The organism is Amycolatopsis panacis (genome assembly GCF_003600245.1).
Lineage (GTDB): Bacteria > Actinomycetota > Actinomycetes > Mycobacteriales > Pseudonocardiaceae > Amycolatopsis > Amycolatopsis sulphurea.
The window spans coordinates 17,232-33,454 of the sequence record NZ_QZFV01000010.1; the positions used below are offsets into that span (position 1 = coordinate 17,232).

A 16,223-nucleotide genomic window follows, 5' to 3' on the forward strand; every position below is an offset into this window, starting at 1 on the left:
TCGATACGGAGGGACGCGGCGCCGTCCGTCCACGCATCGCGCATCTCACCCGCCGGGGATGAGCACAATGTGGTCCGGTCGCCGATCATGGGGTCGTGTCCGTGCCAGCGCATCCCGTCCGGACCGCCAGCGACTTAGCGTTGACGTTGGTGAGACTCGGCGCGCTCGCGATAACGGAGCTGGGGCGGCGACCGCGCCGGATCGCCGCCGAACTCTCCGGACCGCTGCGCGCCGCGGTGCGCGGCGCGGTGACCGCCGCGCTCGATCAGCTCGATCTCACCCAATTGGTGATCGACTGCGTCGACCTGGACCGGGTCGCCGCGCAACTGGACGTCGAGGCGGTCATTCGCCGGGTCGACATCGTCGGCATCTGCCGTCAGGTCGTGATCGACATCGACCTCCCGGAGATCATCCGCGAGTCCACCGTCTCGATGGCGTCGGAAAGTGTGCGGGACGTCCGGATGCGCAGCATCTCCGCCGATCAATTCGTGTCCACCTGGGTGCGCCGGATCCTGCGTCCGGGACATGCCGACGCCCCGCCGGCCACCGGGTCGGCCACGGCGGCGCCGGATGACCAGTGACCGGCCGCCCGGACGTGGCCGGTCTCCGGTTCGGATCCCGGTAATCCCCCGGGAGGCGCGGGCCTATCAGGGGCAGGCCGCCGGTATTGTCAGCCGGGGCCTGGCCGGCGCCATCGACATCGTGGTCGTGTTCGCGATGATGGGTGTGTTCTACCTCGGCTGGGCCACGCTGCTGTTCGTGATCGATCCGGTGGCTTTCCGCCCGCCGGCGGTGTCCCGCACGATGGTGATCATCGTCGGCGGCGTGCTGCTGGTCGCCTATCTCGCGGTCGGCTGGGCCACGGTCGGCCGCACCTTTGGTGATCATGTTCTCGGCCTGCGGGTGATCGATCGGCGGGGCAGGGTCCCCCACCCGGCGCTGGCGCTGCTGCGCTCCGTACTGTGCACGGTGTTCATGGTGGGCGTGTTGTGGGCGGCGGTCAGTCCGCGTCGCCGGTCCGTTCAGGACATTCTGGTCCGCACGTCGGTCATCTATGACTGGGATCATTTCACCCGGGGCGAGTGAGGTGCCCGCCGCCGCGCCGACCGGACCATCCGGCGATGGGAATCGACCACCGACATTGGCGACCGATGATCACGATCGCGACCGCGACCGCGCTGGCGGTGAGCGGCTGTGCGAACTCCACTGGGTCGGGCACGACGCCGACCAGCCCGGCAACCAGCGTCTCGGGCACGGCCGGACCGGCACAGCCGCAATGCGCGGACGTCGTGGCGAAGGGACAGGCATTGGCCACGACGGTGCTCCAGTTCGTCAACGGGAGCGCCACCCCGAGCGACGTGCAGTCGGCCGTGCAGAACTTCAGCACCGCGCTCGACTCCGCGCACGCGGCGCTGGCTCCGGCCGTGGGGACGCACGTCGACAACGCGCAGACCGACGTGCGGAAACTGGTGGACGCGTTGCAGGCACAACCGGTCGACGTGGCCGGTGTCCGGGCCGCAGCCAACGCCCTGGCGGTCGACCTGCGCGGCATCGCGACGGTCTGTTCGACGACGAGCCCCACCGCGCCGCCGACATCCTGACAGTCACGGATCCACCGGACCAGGGACCACGGCCGGGTCACCGGCTCAACCCACTATCGCCGGGAACCATCCGGAGCGGGTGAGGTCCGTCGGGAGCCTGTCCTGCCTGATAGGCGGGTGAGCATCAGCACTGCCAAACCATTGCATGCCGGTGATCTGCGGATCCGGGCATGGGGAGCGACCAGGGAGGAATGCGTCGCGCAGACCGTCAGTGCTCTCGTGGCGGGCTTCGTGCCCCGGCTCCCGCGGCAAACCAGCGCCACGGAATTCGACGTGCACGGCGACACCGATGTCGCGCTGCTGGTCGGTGTGCTCCGCACGGTGATCTCCGGCATCGGAGCGCGGAACGAGATTCCGGTCGCGGCGGATGTGTGGGCCGCTCCGAACGGGCTTCGGGTGCGTTTGGGCGTGGCCGACCTCGCCGGCGTCGTGGCGGTGGGCGCGGTGCCGAAAGGTGTGTCGGCCCAGCATGTCCGGTTCGCCCCGCGGACCGATGGATGGTGGTGCGCCGCGTGTGTGGACCTGTGAACGCGGGGGACCCGAGTTCCGCGCCGGTGACTTGCGTGGCGGCGAGTTCCCCTCCGTTTGAGGTGAGCCGGTCGCCCGGCGCGTGGCGGCAGGCTTTTCCGTGTCCATGGCTGCCTGGCCGACGAAGGTGAAGTCAATGACCGGTACGAGTGCGTCCGATGCGTTGCGAGCGGTGCTCGTGCCACTCGCGCTCGCGCAGTTCATCTGTAGTTTCGCCGGCTCGAACATGAACGTGATGATCAACGACATCAGTCACGACCTGCACACGACCGTTCAGGGCGTGCAGCTGTCGATCACCGCGTTCCTGCTCGTCATGGCGGCCCTGATGATTCCCGGCGGGAAGCTCACCGACAAGTACGGCCGGAAGCGTTGCCTGATCGTCGGTCTCGCGCTGTACGGGGTAGGCGCGGTACTGAGCGCGTGCGCGCCCGGGCTCGGTGTGCTGATCATCGGGAACTCGATTCTGGAGGGCGTCGGCACGGCGATGCTCATCCCGCCGGTCTACATTCTCACGACGATATTGTTCACCGGCGTCGCCGCACGGGCCCGGGCGTTCGGCACGATCATGGCGATGGCCGGACTCGGCGCCGCGGCGGGGCCGCTGATCGGCGGGCTGATCACCAGCGCGATCAGCTGGCGCGCCGCGTTCGGTTTCCAGGCCCTGGTGATCGTGGTGATCATCCTGCTCAGCCGTGCGATAACGGATCCGGTGCGACCGGATCCGACCCGCCCCTTCGACGTCGGTGGAACGGTGTTGTCCGCCGTCGGCCTGGTGCTGCTGGTGATGGGCATCCTGGTGCTGAAGAACAACGGCTGGGTGGCGATCGCGCTCATGGTCGCGGGCCTGCTCGTCCTGCTGTGGTTCTTCCTGTGGATTCGCGGGAGGGAGCGGTCCGGCCGCGAGGCGCTGATCCCGACCGGCATGTTCCGCAACCGGACGTCCAATCTGGGCCTGGTGACCCAGAACATCCAGTGGCTGGTGCTGATGGGCGCGTCCTTCGTGGTGGCGGCCTATCTACAGGTGGTGCGCGGATACGACGCGATCGAGACGGGAGTGATCCTCACCTCGGCGACCGTGGGACTGCTCGCGTCGTCGCTGTCGGCTGAACGGCTCGCGAAACGCCGGGCGCAGCGCACCCTTGTGATGTGGGGCTTCGCGCTGACCATCATCGGCATCGGCGGCCTGATCGCGCTGTCGGCGGTGTCCGCCAACCCATGGATCTCCGCGCCCGGCCTGCTGTTCATGGGCCTGGGGATCGGCCTGATGCTCACGCCGTCGGTCAACATCGTGCAGTCCAGCTTTCCCGAGGAGGAACAGGGTGAGATCTCCGGCTTGTCGCGCAGTGTGTCCAACCTGGGTTCCTCGCTGGGTACCGCCATCGCCGGCACGATCCTGGTAGCCACGTTCACCAGCCATGCCTACGCGGCCGCGCTGATCACCTTGGCGGCCATCGGGCTCATCGGTTTCGCGGCCGCCGCGAGCCTGCCCGCGAGTCGCACCGCTGCCGACGCGGCGCCGGCCTGACCCGGGCCGCCCTGATCCCGCGACCGCACCGTCGACCGGTATGGCGTCGGCAGCGGACCCGCCGGGGAAGCAGCTCCAGTGCGCGCGAGGCAGGGGCGTGGCGGCCCGGCATTCCTCCTGTCGCGGGGGTTTCTGACGCATGGAGGAGCGGATCTCGGCGGCCGAGTTCGCCCGGAACTGATGGGACGTCGGGCAGCGGTGGGCCGGCGGCGTGGGATCCGGTCCGGCGGGACCGGTCATTGCGTCAGCATGGCGACTGGCACGCCCGCCGTGCGCGGCAACAGACCGGCCGGGTGCCGGTCGCCGTCCATCGCCGCGTCCAGTGTGATCGCGGCGTCGATGAGCGCCAGGTGCGTGAACGCCTGCGGGAAGTTGCCGATCTGCTCCCCGGTCAACGCGATCTCCTCGGAGTACAGTCCGACGTGGTTGGCGTAGGTGAGCATCTTCTCGAACACCCGCCGCGCCTGATCCACCCGTCCGGCTCTGGCCAGCGCGTCGACGTAGGCGAAGGTGCACAGCGAGAACGTTCCCTCCGAGCCGCGCAACCCGTCCGGCGATGCTGCCGGGTCGTACCGGTAGACGAGGCTGTCGGTCACCAGTTCGGTGTCCATAGCGTCCAAAGTGGACAGCCACAGTGGATCCCGTGGTGCGATGAAACCCACCTTGGGCATGCGCAGCAGCGACGAGTCGAGGACCTCCGTGTGGTAATGCTGGACGAACGCCCGGCGCGCGGGACTCCAGCCACGGCGCATGACCTCGTTGTAGATCCGGTCCCGCTCCGTCTGCCACCGATTGATGTCCGCCGGGCGGCCGTGCGTCGTGGCCAGCCGGATTCCGCGGTCCAGCGCGACCCAGCACATCAACCGTCCGTAGGTGAACGGCTGGCGGCCCCCGCGGGTCTCCCAGATGCCCTCCTCGGGCTGATCCCAGTTGCCGGCGACCCAGTCCAGCACGCCGCGGATCGCCGACCACCCGTTGTGCGGAACCCAGAGCCCGGCCCGATCACCGATGAACAGGCTGTCCAGCACTTCGCCGTAGATGTCCAGCTGTAGTTGTCCGGCGGCGCCGTTGCCGACCCGGATCGGGGTGGATCCCCGGTGGCCCGACCAGTGGCCGAGCACTTCCTCGTTGAGATCGGACGTGCCGTCGACGCGGTACATGATGTTCAGCGGCCCACCGGCTCCGCCCGCGGTCTCGCGCACCCGGTCGCCGAGCCAGCGGCCGAACTGCTCGGCCTCGTCCACGAAGCCGAGTTCGAGCAATGCGGCGACCGAGAACGACGCGTCCCGCACCCAGGTGTAGCGGTAGTCCCAGTTGCGTTCGCCGCCGACCTGCTCGGGCAGGCTCATGGTCGGCGCGGCGACTATGCCTCCGGTGGGCGCGTAGGTCATCAGCTTGAGGGTCATCGCCGAGCGCTCCACGGCCTGGCGCCAGCGCCCGGAGTACGCCGACCTCGCCAGCCAGGATCCCCAGTACCGCACGGTGTCCTCGAACAAGGTCTCGATCTCCGCGGCCCGGATCTGCCTGGGCGGCCCCTCCGCGGCCGACTCCAGCGCCATCCCGCGAACCTGACCCGCGGCCAGTTCGATGTTCAGACCGACAGTGCCGTCCTGGACCTGGCCATGGGCCAGCCGCGCGTCGTCCGGTTCCCGCACCGAGTGCACGGTGAGCGTCAGGTCGTCGGAGGTGAAGACGATTCCGTTCTCGGTGACCCGGGTCTCGTGGGGCCGGCGGCCGTAGTCGAAGCGCGGCGCGATCTCCACCTCGAAGTTCATCCTGCCGCGCACGCAGCGCAGCAACCGGACTATCCGATGGTTGTCCGTCGCCCGCGTACCCGTCAGCGGCATGAAGTCGATGACTTCACCGACCCCCGATTCGGTGAAGAAGCGCGTGATCAGGGCGGCGGAATCCGGGTAGTACATCTGCTTCGTCGTGTATTCCACGCCGGTGGGGCGCATCCGGAACCGGCCGCCGCGCTGATCGTCCAGTATCGCGCCGAAGACGCTCGGCGAGTCGAAGCGCGGACAGCAGAACCAGTCGATCGATCCGTCCGTCGTCACCAGCGCCGCTGTCTGTAGGTCTCCGATCATCCCGTGGTCGGCGATCGCGGTCTCGGTCATCTTCTGCCTCCAGTCGGTTCTTCACCCGATGTGCCCACCGAATCGGTCACGGCGGCGCGCGGAATCAGCCGCGCCGGTGAGGCCTGGCGTCCGGCTGCCCGGCACCTGGAGACGCCGCCCGGGCCCGCCGCACCGCCGTCACGACGACCTGGAACACCCCGCCGAGGACGAGCAGATCGCAGACCATCTGGATGGTGACCAGAACGCGCGCGCCTTCGGTCACCGGCGTGATGTCGCCGAAACCGACCGTGCTGAACACCGTCACCGTGAAGTACAGCGCGTTCGTCTTGGTCAGCGGCATGCTGAAGTTCAGCGGCGGGTCCTCGCCGACCACCACGTAGACGTAGGCGAAGATGAGCAGGAACAGCGGTATCACCAGGGCCAGCGTCTGGATGCCCTGCGCGACGGGATGCCGGGATCGCAGGATCCGCCGGACGTTCCAGGCCAGCAGTGCCGTCACCAGAACCAGGCCGACGGCGAGCAGCCACACGTCGCCGTGGTCGAGCCGCCGCCCCGACGGCAACACGTAGTACGCCACGACGAGCAGGACGACCGTGGCGAGCGGGCGTGTCACGCCCAGCACGAACATGCGCAGACGTGACACGCCGACGTGACCGTTCTCCTCGTCTGGCACCCGCCCCACCATCGGCCGTCAGTGGGGGTGGGCGAGCGCGTCCGCCTTCAGGGTCTGGTACTCGTCCTCGGTGATCGTGCCTTCGTCGAGCAGCCGCTTGGCGGTCGCGATCCGGGCGCTCGCGTCGTTGCCCGTGGCGGACACAGACCGGACATAGTCGTCGAACTGCCGCTGCGCGGCCTTGGACTCGGCCATCTTGCGCTCGCCCATGTGCTTGCCCTCGGCGATGAGGTAGATCAGCACACCCACGAACGGCAACAGGATGAGACCGACCGTCCAGCCGGCTTTTGCCCAGCCGGAGACGTCATGCCTGTGGAACAGATCGCCGAAGATGACGATCAGCAGCCAGAACCAGATGACCCAGCCGAAGAACACCAGCATCGTCCAGACGAGATCCAGAAACGGGTAACCCGTCATGACTCCTCCGTTCATCCGGCCGCGCGGATGTCCGGCGATCGCCCACCACGATCCGTCCGCCGCGGCTCTCAGGCACCCTGCGCAGGTTGCTCGATCACGGTGGCCCGGACCGGCAGCGGTACGCACCACCCGGGTTGGGTGAGTTCATCCGCACAGCCCACGGCGAACGCGCGGCGCTCAGGCCAGGCCACGCTCCCGCGCGGCCACGACCGCGGCGCGGCGGCTGTTGACGCCGAGCTTGGCGTAGATGGCCCGGACATGCGTCTTGACCGTGTTCACCGAGACCCGAAGGTCGGAGGCCACCTCCTCCAGCGGTTGCGGCAGGATCAACCTGGCCAGCACGTCCTGTTCACGGCCGGTGAGGACATGCTCGTCAGCTCTTTCCCCGGGCGCGGTCAGGACCTGCCGCACCCGTTCGGCGAAGGCGTCGGTGTGGCCGAAGCCGCCGATCTGATCCAGCAACAACCGGTGAACCGGGGGGTCGGCATGGGCGAAGGGCCGGACGATGCTGGAGCGCTCGGCGACGGAGAGTGCTCTGCTGAGCGATTCCCGTGCCGACGTCCGGCGTTCCGCGCGCAGTGACGTCGCCGCGTCGAGCAGCCAGGCCTCGACCGTGGTCGCCGGGACGAGAGCCGACGTCCGCTCCGAGAGGATCGCCTCCAGCGCTCGCCTGGTCCCCGCGAGGTCGCCGTGGACGAACCTGGTCCGAGCGTCCAGCAGAGCGCTCTCCGCGCCTGCGCCGAGGCGCCGCAGCGACCACTCCGCGACGTCCCGGGCGACCGGGAGGTGACGACCCACGATGGCGCACTGGTGTTCCAGCACGGCGGCGGTCGCGGTCAGTTCGGGCGGCAGGTGATCGTCGGCCAGGTCCCGGCGATTGGTCTGGAGGAGGCGCGCTCCCGGAACGCGGTCACCCAGGTCGAACCGGGCGACCCCGACCACCAGGCGGGCCAGGAACCGCACCAGACTCGGCTCCGCGTCCGCGAACCGCCCGGACGACTCCAACGCGCCGGACGGATCCGAGCGCAGCAGCCGGGCCAGCCCCGGCAGCACTTCGGCCGGGGCGAGCCAGGGCGACCGCGGCCATCCGCTCGTCCGGGACCACGCCAGGGCCTCGGCGCATGCCGTCTCCATAGCCGCGTAGTCACCATCCAGCGCCTGCAACACGGCCAGCGCGACCCGGACGTGCATCGCGAGATAGTCGAACCCCTGAGCACGGCTCGATTCGCGTGCGGAGCGCAACAGACTCCGGGCGCCGGCACGGTCACCGTGCGCCGCGAGCGCCAGCCCGCGGTCCAGCAGCAGCCATGCGTCGATGCCAGAAGGGCCGGAGGCGAGCGCGCCGTCGTCGTCCGGACGGTTCGGTGGTTTCCGCCCGAGCGCGAGCGCGTGCGCGGATACGACAAGGTGCCGCAAAGCCGCCTCGCTGCCGGTCGGGGAAGCCGGCCAGACCGCGTCACCGCGCGCGAGATCGGATTCGGCCACGGACAACTCACCCATCTCCAGATGAGCGAATGCCGAGCACAGCAACAGCACAGCGTCGTTGCCGATGGCACCGGCGCCCGCCGACGCCAGACCCTGACGGACCATTTCCGGCCTGCCCTGGAGCAGCATCCCGATCGACACGTCGCGCAGGAGCGCCACCACCGCGTGCTCGTCGCCGTTCTGTTCGGCATGCCGTAGCGCCTCGGCCGGCCGACGGTGGGCCGCGTACCACGCAGACGCCCTGGCGTGCACCTGGTTGGCCAGTCGCGGCTCGTGCCGTACCAGATCGGCACGCAGGTAGCAGCGCAGCAGCGGGTGGATCGAGTAACTGCGCCGGTCAGGTCCCAGCGTGACCATGGGCGAACTGGTCCGTTCCAGCTCGGCCAGGATCTCACCCACGTCGGCCTGTCCGGACAACAGCGCCGCCAACCGTGGATCCACCTGGTCGCACGGGCTGAGCAGGCGCAGCAGCCTTCTCGTATCGGGTGGCAGCCCCGCGAGGACCTCGCCGGCGAGGAAATCGGAGATCGCGCGATCGCCACCCGCGAGATCGGCGAGCAGCCGCTCCGGATCGCCCGCGGTCCGCAGCGACCGCGCGGCCAACCGGAGGCCCGCCGCCCAGCCCTCGGTCTGTGCGACCAGCCGGCGCAGCTGATCGCCGGTGAGCGTCACCCCGGCGTCCCGAATCAGCCGGCTGGCGTCGCCCAGCGAGAAGCACAGTTCGTCGGCGCGCAGCTCAGCCAGGCGCCCCTGCACGCGCCACCGGGCCAGCGGCAACGGTGGGTCGGACTGGCTGGCCAGCACCAGCCGCAGGTTGCCCGGCTGATGACGGATCAGCGCGGCGAGCACCCGCCGAACTTCCACACTGGACATTTCCTGCACATCGTCGAGCACCAGATACAACCGCGCGGGAACCGCGGCCACGGCGTTCACCAGGTCGGCCAGCAGGCTCGCCGGGTCCTGGTCGTCGGCTGGGGAGAGCGTCCTGAGCCTGCTGCCGGCCGGGACGACGCCGCACTCACCGAGCGACAGCAGGGCGGCGGTCAGGAATCGCCCGGCATCGTCGTCGCGGTCCAGTGACACCCATGCCCTGTCCGCGTCGCCTGCTGTCCTGATCCAGTCGGCCAGCAGCGTCGACTTGCCATATCCGGGTGGTGCGCAGAGCAGCGTCACGTCGGTCGAGGACGCATGGTTGACCAGCCTGCGGCGAAGTGCCGGACGCTCGACGAAACGCGACGGCAGAGGCGGCGGCACGAGCTTGGTGTGCGGCATCGGCCAGCGGCGACTGCCATCCGAGACGAAGCTAACCTGGTACACCCAGCGGAGGTTATGACCGGGGAAATCGGGCTTACAGGGCCGAACGACCCTTTGGCTCAGGGCTGAATTCCCGAAATCGACGATCTGTGGTCGAGCAGGCCGTGACTGATCGCGATAGCGACGGCGTCGCGCCTGCGTCGCACGTTGAGCTTCGCATAGATGCCCCGCACGTGCGTCTTGACGGTGTTCGGGGAAACCGTCAGATCCTCGGCGATCTCCTCGATCGACCGCAGGGTGGGCAGCAGGCGCAGCACGCTCATCTCGCGTTCGGTCAGGGGAGGCGGAACCACCGGCAGCGCGAGTCGCCTGCGCTGGGCGAGCACCTCGGAAGCGAACTTGTCGCGGGCGCCGAGCCGGCCCAGCCGCTTGGTGAGGACCTCGACCAGGTCGTACGGGGCGAAGACGAACGGATGCCGCACGCCCATGGACTCGCCCATGTCCAGCGCCCGGTCCAGCAGCCGGCGAGCCGGGCCGTCCGCGTCGTCGCTGATGGCGATCCGCGCGCCGAGCAGCGCGCTGTCCAGCATCGTCCAGGGCAGTGCGCAACCGACCGCACCGGACAGCACCGGCTCGAGCATTCTCCGTGCGGAGACGTGCCTGCCAAGTGCGAATTGCGTTCTGCCACGCATCAGGAGCAATTCGCCGGAATGCTTCAGCACACCCTGGCTCCATCGGACGACTTCCCGGGCTTGTTCCGTCGAGCCGAGCAACAAGGCTCCGCGATGCTCCATCGCCGCGCACAGGGCGGCGGATCGGGGCGACGGCGTGCTGGTTCCCATCGCGGTCCGAGCCCGTCGCATCCGCCGCAGCCCGGTATGCCAGTCACCCAGCTCGAATTCGGCCGCACCACGCAATGCCGCGGCGATCAGACGCAGATTGTGCCTGCCCGACAGGGTCTGTCCCGGCACGTCGCCGAGCCGGGCGGACTGCCGCACACACTCGGCGGGCTCCGCGCGCAGCAACGCTGCATAGGCCAGCATCAGGCAGACTGTCGCCTGTTCGATCTCGCCTCCACCCGCCATTGCCCGCAGGCGCGCATCGGCCGTGCGCGCGATCTTGTTCATGCCGGTGAAGTCGCCCTCGATGGCCGCGAGCTCCGCCAGCGTGGTGAGGCAGCGGGCGACCACGAACTCCCGGCCCGTGCGGGTGGCGTCGTCGAGCACCGTCGTCAGCCGTTTCCGACTGCCGGCCGTGTCCCCGGCGATCAGGGCCAGGGTCTCGCGGGACAGCTCCACCAGACCGCCGAGTGCGTTCCCCCGCGCGAGTTCGGAGTCGACCTCACGCAGCGTGGACACGATCTGGGGGGCGTCACCGGCGATCTGGGCCCGGCGGGCGACCGCCAGCTGCCACAACGCCCGGAGTTCGGGCTCGGGCGGGGCGGGCATGCTCGCCCCGGCATGGGCCAGCCGCAGGTCCGCCGCATCCGTTTGCCCCGCCTCCAGGTAGAGCGATGCCGACCACAGCGCCAGGAGCGGGTCCGCCGCGACCGTCCGATCGTCCAGCACCCCGAACGCCTTGCGGAGCACGTCGTGTCTCCCGGCCAGGAAGAGATCGACCGCGGAGCCGCGCAGCAGTGTCGCGACCTGTTCGGCGTCGCGAGCCTGCGTCGCGTGCCGCAGCGCGTCCGCCGGCTGCCCTTGCGCCGTGAACCACTCGGCCGCGGCGATGTGCAGCCGGTCGACGCGCACCGGATCCCGCCTGGTGAGTTCGGCGAGCAGATACGACCGCAGCAAGGTCGGTATCCGGTAGTGCGGCTCCGGACCGGCGAGCCTGGTCGCGATGACCGCCTGCCCGCCCAGCTCGTGCAGCAGCCCCTGCGCGTGCGAGTGGCCGGACAGGACCGTGGCCAGGGCCGGAGTGACCTCCTCGCATCCGCTGATCGCGTACAGCAACTCGCGCTGGTCGGTGCGCAACGCCGCAAGCACCTCCTCCGTCAGGTACTCGCGCAGGGCCCGGTCATGGCCGGCGAGGAACTCGCCGATGTTGCCTTCCCGGACGGCGGCTGCCACTGCCATCCGGACGTCGACCGCCCAGCCTTCCGCCTCATCGGCCAGCCGGATCAGTTCGTCGGGGGTGATGGTCGCGCCACTGATCGCGAACAGCGAACACACCTCGGCGAGGGTGAACCGCAACTGCTCGGCGTCGATCTCGGCGATCTCGCCGGACATCCGCAACCGTGCCAACGACACGGGCGGGTCGCCGCGACCGGACAGGATCAGGCGTAGTCCCGATGGCCGTGCGCGAACCAGCGCACGCAGCCCGTGCGCGGACCGGGCGCCGCCGAGTTCCTGCACGTCGTCCAGGACCAGTGTGACCGGACGCGGAAGTTCGTCCAACGCGTCCACCACCGCGGCGAAGAAAGCCAGGTCCGTCGCGGGTTCGGCAGGCACCGCCAATGTCCTGATCGGACTGGTGCCGGGCAGGTCTGCGTTGGTGGAAAGCGCGTCGAGCACTGCCGACCAGAATCGACAGTCGTCATGGTCATCGGAGTCCAGCGACACCCAGGAGATGCCCGACCTGTCGTGCTGGCGCGCCCATTCCGCCAGCAGGACGGTCTTCCCGGTGCCCGGAGGCGCGCTGAGAACGGTCACGGCCGCGTCTCGTGCCTGGTCGAGCATGTGCAGCAACCGCCATCGGGTCACCATCCGAACCGGCAGGTCCGCCACCATGATCTTGGTGCGTGGCACCCGTCGGCGGGCCGGCCCGGGCCAATCGTCCGGCATCGCAGCCTCCTCCCGACACTGTCCCCATTGTCGGTGGATCCGCTGTCCGCTCTCCAGTTCAATCGCGCGTTTCACCCAGCGCGGATGAGGAAGTCGGCCAGCAAACGGCCAACAGTGCGGAGGTGGCAGCGAGGAACTACGAATTCCGAGTGTATGGAAGAGTCTCCGATCCGCTGCGCCAGGCAGTGGACGAATTCACTGATGTCCAGGTCGTGCAGGCGCCGCCGGAGACGCTGATCTACGGAGCGGTTGAGGATCAGGCGCAGCTGCACGGGCTGCTGATGTTACTGGAGACACTCGGCCTGCGCATCGTGGCCGTGCACGAGATTCCCTCGCTACCTTCCGAACCCCTGCGAGGTGACCATGTCCGGCACGGCGGGTGAGAACGGGGAGACGCCGCTGACCGCCGGCGAACGCGCCGAGTTGGAACGGCTGCGCACGCTACGGCAACATCGAGAGCGGCGAGGCATCCCGTGGAGGTCTATCGGCGCGGGTTTCCTGCTGGTGCTCGGATGCCTGCTCGCCCCGATCTCACTGCTGACGGTGTGGGTGCACAACCAGGTGGCCAACACGGACCGATTCGTGGCGACGGCGAGTCCCCTGATTCAGGACCCGGCGGTGCAGACCGTCATCACCGACCGTGTCGCGAACACCATCTTCAGCTATGTCGACGTACAGGCGATCGCGACGGACGCGGTGCACGCGTTGGGGGAGCGCGGCGTGCCGCCCAATGTGACCGACCGGCTGCAAGGCTTGACCGGGCCGCTCACCAACGCCGTGCAGAACTACGTGCACGGCGCGGTCGCGCAGATCGTTGCCAGCCCCGCGGTTGCCCAGGTGTGGAACCAGGCGCTGCGGACCACCAGTGAGCAGATGAATCAGGTGCTCTCCGGCAACAGCCAGTCCGTCGTCGTCAGCAACGGAGAGGTGCGGCTCGACCTCGGCCCCTTCATCACCGCGGCGAAGCAACAACTGGTAGCCGCCGGGTTCGGCGTGGCCGCGCGGGTGCCGGACGTGCATCCGACGGTACCGCTGACCAACGCCACCACGCTGGAACGCGGCAAAGGCATCTACTCGCTGCTGGGCAGCGTGGCGACCTGGTTGCCCTGGGTCACCCTGGTGTTCCTGGCCGCGGGGGTCTACCTGGCCCGCAACCACAGGCACGCCCTGGTGGGCGCTGGACTAGGCGTCGCTGGAGGCATGCTGGTGATCGCGGCGGCACTGCTGATCGTGCGGGGCATCCTCATCGGTAGCGTGCCCGCCAACGCGGCGCCGGCCACCGGGTCCGCATACGACATCCTGGTGCGTTTCCTGCGCGACGGACTGCGCACCGTGCTCGCGGTCGGCCTCGTGCTCGCCCTGGCGGCCTTCCTCAGCGGACCCTCCGTCACGGCCGTCAGCATCCGCAAGGGTGTCGCGAACGGAATCGGCTGGCTCCGCCGTGGCGGAGCCAGGGCGGGCCTGCGGACGGGTCCGGTCGGGCCCTGGGTCCACCGGTTCCGCAACGCCCTGCGGATCGGTCTGGTGGCCATCGCCGTGCTGGTCTTCGTGTTGATCAGCCAGCCCAGTGCGCTGACCGTGTTGATCATCGCTCTCGTGCTGCTGGTGTGTCTGGGCATCGTGCAGTTCCTGGACCAGCCGCGCGAGGACCATCCCACGTCGGCGAGCGCTTCTTGACACCGTGGGTTTGACACCGTGGGTGACCAGCACACCGCCGCATTCACACGTCCGGTTCGGCCCGCACCGCACCCGACGCGATCGCCGCCGCCAGCGCGGCATGGTCTCGCTCGTTCTGGTCGGCATAGGCAGCGGCGAAGTCCGCGATCGCCTCGTCGAACACCGTGGCTGAACCGAGGTATGCGCCGATCGCGATGGGGTCGCCCGATCGGGCGTGTGCCCGCGCGAGCGTCCAGCCGCAGAGGCGGCCGTAGTCCCTCATGTTGCGCGGTGGCATCGACTCGATCTCGGCCGACCCCTTCCAGTCACGCAACTGCCTCAGGTAGAAGTCACGCTGCCGGCCGTCGAGCCCGCCGACCCGGACCCAGCCGAGAAACACGTCGCTGACCGTCTGCATGAGACGCTGTCCCGTGACCACGCGACGCCCGGCATTGTCGAACCGGCTCGGCTCCAGGTACTGCTCGAGCACCGACGGCCCGGCCTCCTTCGCCTGGAGGAAAAGTGGATCCTGCTCGTCGTCACCGAGCATCAGGATCATCCAGCAGCGGGTGCCCACGCTGCCGACACCCACCACCTTGCGCGCGAGATCCACGTACTGGTACCGATCCAGCAGCGCCCGGCGTTCCGGTTCCAGTGTTTCCCGGTAGGCCCGGACGATCTCGCCGAGACGCGCCCGCAACTCGCCGGGATCCTGGCCGGGATCGGTGATGTCGTCGACCCGGACCACACGGGGCGCGTCCGATGCGATGCGCAACCCTCCGTCATAGGTCTCGGTGTATCGGCGCAGCGCTCCGAGGTTGTCCCTGGTGCGTACTTTGGCGAGGGTCCGCTCCAGCTTTCGCTGACTGGCCGCGGTCAGGTTCTGCGTGTAGACGGCCCGCACCGTCTCGACGTCGGCATGGGCGTACCAGACGTCCAGCGCGGTGGCGCTCGCGAACTCGCGCATCGCCTGGCGGTACTCACGAACCGTCGCGACGTCGATGCCGCGGCGACGTTTCGCGGCATAGCCATTGGACCGGCCCGCGATCTCCAGGCTCGCCGCCAGCCGTTTGACGTCCCACTCCCACGGTCCGGGCAACGTCTCGTCGAAGTCGTTGATGTCGAATATCAGGCGACGTTCCGGCGAGGCGAACAGGCCGAAGTTCATCAGGTGCGCGTCCCCGCACGCCTGGACCGAGAGGCCACTGGACGGGGAGGTGGACAGATCGGCCGCCATCGGCAGGGCCGCACCCCGAAAGTACGTGAACGGCGAGACAGCCATCCGTCCATAGCGGATCGGTACCAGCTCCGGCACCCGGGAAGTGTCCTGCCGCGCGAGCAACTTCAACGGCGACGGACGACGCGACTTCCGGACGAACTCGGCATGACTGGCCCGAGGCACCTCGGCCCGGGCGGCCTTGCCGCGGGCGGCGCGCTCCGCGCGGGTGAGACCAGCACCTTCGATCACACTTTCATGCGACATGACTCCCATCGGGGAATCCTCCGCCCGGCCCCCCGGGACGGCCTCCCCCGCGCAGGGTGAGCCACGATGCCACGTGAGAGTGGATCGGCTTCGGAAGCGCACCACGGACGCGTCGTGATCGCCGCGTCGCGATCGCCGCCGCGTGTGCCCGGCCCATCTCATCCGGCGCGGGCGAGGAGCAGCCGACCGGCCGACGCGATGATGGCCTCGGTATCCAGGGAAGGGAGCGCGACCATGAGCCAGCACGCACAGCAACACTCAGGCATCAGCGACAGCACGTCGATGTTCACCACTCCGGAGAGCACAACCCCCACGCGGTGGGTCGGCTGGATCTGGTTCGGCGCCTCGATGATGATCCTGCTGGGCTTGTTCAGCCTCATCGAGGGCTTCGTCGCCCTGTTCAACGACAAGTACTACGTCGTCACCCGGCAGGGGCTGCTGGTGTTCGACATGACCGGGTGGGGCTGGGTTCACGTCATCGTCGGTGGACTCGCCGTCGTGGCAGGGGGCTTCCTGTTCACCGGCATGCTCTGGGCGCGGATCATCGCCGTCATCCTGGCTGGCGTCAACGCGATCGCACAACTGGTGTTCCTGTCCGCGTACCCGGTGTGGGGGACGATCGTCATCGCACTGGACGTGCTGGTCATCTACGCGATCATCGTGCACGGCAGGGAAGCGAAGGTCAGCGAATAGCGACCGGAATACGGAATCTGTCCGCAGCCGAATTCAGTTGA

General features: G+C 69.0%; 13 protein-coding genes and 1 pseudogene. 8 read left to right on the top strand and 6 right to left on the bottom strand.

The window, feature by feature from the left end:
• Positions 1–140: 140 nt before the first annotated feature.
• The 5 genes from D5S19_RS00565 to D5S19_RS00585 all read left to right on the top strand — a co-directional run bounded on the left by D5S19_RS00565 (position 141) and on the right by D5S19_RS00585 (position 3,654).
• Complete coding sequence (locus D5S19_RS00565; protein WP_147397295.1) at positions 141–581, top strand: hypothetical protein; 441 nt, start codon at positions 141–143, stop codon at positions 579–581.
• Complete coding sequence (locus D5S19_RS00570; RefSeq protein ID WP_120021362.1) at positions 571–1,086, top strand: RDD family protein; 516 nt, start codon at positions 571–573, stop codon at positions 1,084–1,086. Before D5S19_RS00565 ends, D5S19_RS00570 begins: the two co-directional genes overlap by 11 nt.
• Positions 1,087–1,151: 65 nt before the next feature.
• Positions 1,152–1,601 carry a hypothetical protein gene (locus D5S19_RS00575; RefSeq protein WP_120021363.1) on the top strand — a complete coding sequence of 150 codons (450 nt, stop codon included), beginning with the start codon at positions 1,152–1,154 and terminating at the stop codon, positions 1,599–1,601.
• 117 nt (positions 1,602–1,718) lie between these two features.
• On the top strand, positions 1,719–2,129 hold the full coding sequence (locus D5S19_RS00580; protein ID WP_158605449.1) for an archease: 411 nt from the start codon (positions 1,719–1,721) through the stop codon (positions 2,127–2,129).
• Between the two features lie 136 nt (positions 2,130–2,265).
• Positions 2,266–3,654 (top strand): MFS transporter, encoded by a 1,389-nt coding sequence (locus tag D5S19_RS00585; RefSeq protein WP_120021365.1) that lies wholly within the window; start codon positions 2,266–2,268, stop codon positions 3,652–3,654.
• A gap of 236 nt (positions 3,655–3,890) precedes the next feature.
• Here D5S19_RS00585 and D5S19_RS00590 read toward each other — a convergent pair.
• The 5 genes and pseudogenes from D5S19_RS00590 to D5S19_RS00610 all read right to left on the bottom strand — a co-directional run.
• Positions 3,891–5,783 (bottom strand): annotated as a pseudogene (locus tag D5S19_RS00590) (glycoside hydrolase family 15 protein); the annotation flags it as partial.
• A gap of 55 nt (positions 5,784–5,838) precedes the next feature.
• Positions 5,839–6,408, bottom strand: a complete 570-nt coding sequence (locus tag D5S19_RS00595) for a potassium channel family protein (protein WP_233573629.1) — start codon at positions 6,406–6,408, stop codon at positions 5,839–5,841.
• A gap of 18 nt (positions 6,409–6,426) precedes the next feature.
• The gene (locus D5S19_RS00600; protein WP_120021368.1) at positions 6,427–6,825 is read right to left on the bottom strand and encodes an SHOCT domain-containing protein; all 399 of its coding nucleotides are present in this window, start codon (positions 6,823–6,825) and stop codon (positions 6,427–6,429) included.
• A gap of 177 nt (positions 6,826–7,002) precedes the next feature.
• Positions 7,003–9,627: a LuxR C-terminal-related transcriptional regulator gene (locus tag D5S19_RS00605; protein ID WP_233573630.1), complete on the bottom strand. Its 2,625-nt coding sequence runs from the start codon at positions 9,625–9,627 to the stop codon at positions 7,003–7,005.
• 56 nt (positions 9,628–9,683) lie between these two features.
• Positions 9,684–12,350 (bottom strand): LuxR C-terminal-related transcriptional regulator, encoded by a 2,667-nt coding sequence (locus tag D5S19_RS00610; RefSeq protein WP_120021370.1) that lies wholly within the window; start codon positions 12,348–12,350, stop codon positions 9,684–9,686.
• Positions 12,351–12,499: 149 nt separating this feature from the next.
• Between D5S19_RS00610 and D5S19_RS00615 the strand changes: the two genes are divergently transcribed.
• Together D5S19_RS00615 and D5S19_RS00620 are read left to right on the top strand one after the other, a co-directional pair.
• On the top strand, positions 12,500–12,733 hold the full coding sequence (locus tag D5S19_RS00615; protein WP_233573631.1) for a hypothetical protein: 234 nt from the start codon (positions 12,500–12,502) through the stop codon (positions 12,731–12,733).
• Positions 12,714–14,027, top strand: coding sequence for a hypothetical protein (locus D5S19_RS00620; protein WP_120021372.1), 1,314 nt, complete (start codon positions 12,714–12,716; stop codon positions 14,025–14,027). Before D5S19_RS00615 ends, D5S19_RS00620 begins: the two co-directional genes overlap by 20 nt.
• Positions 14,028–14,070: 43 nt before the next feature.
• Here the strand turns inward: D5S19_RS00620 and D5S19_RS00625 are convergent, their stop codons facing one another.
• The gene (locus D5S19_RS00625; RefSeq protein ID WP_199730240.1) at positions 14,071–15,489 is read right to left on the bottom strand and encodes a DUF2252 domain-containing protein; all 1,419 of its coding nucleotides are present in this window, start codon (positions 15,487–15,489) and stop codon (positions 14,071–14,073) included.
• Positions 15,490–15,771: 282 nt separating this feature from the next.
• Here D5S19_RS00625 and D5S19_RS00630 point away from each other — a divergent pair, with 282 nt between their 5' ends.
• Entirely contained in the window at positions 15,772–16,182 is a 411-nt protein-coding gene (locus tag D5S19_RS00630; protein ID WP_199730248.1) for a DUF7144 family membrane protein, read from the top strand.
• Positions 16,183–16,223: the final 41 nt, after the last annotated feature.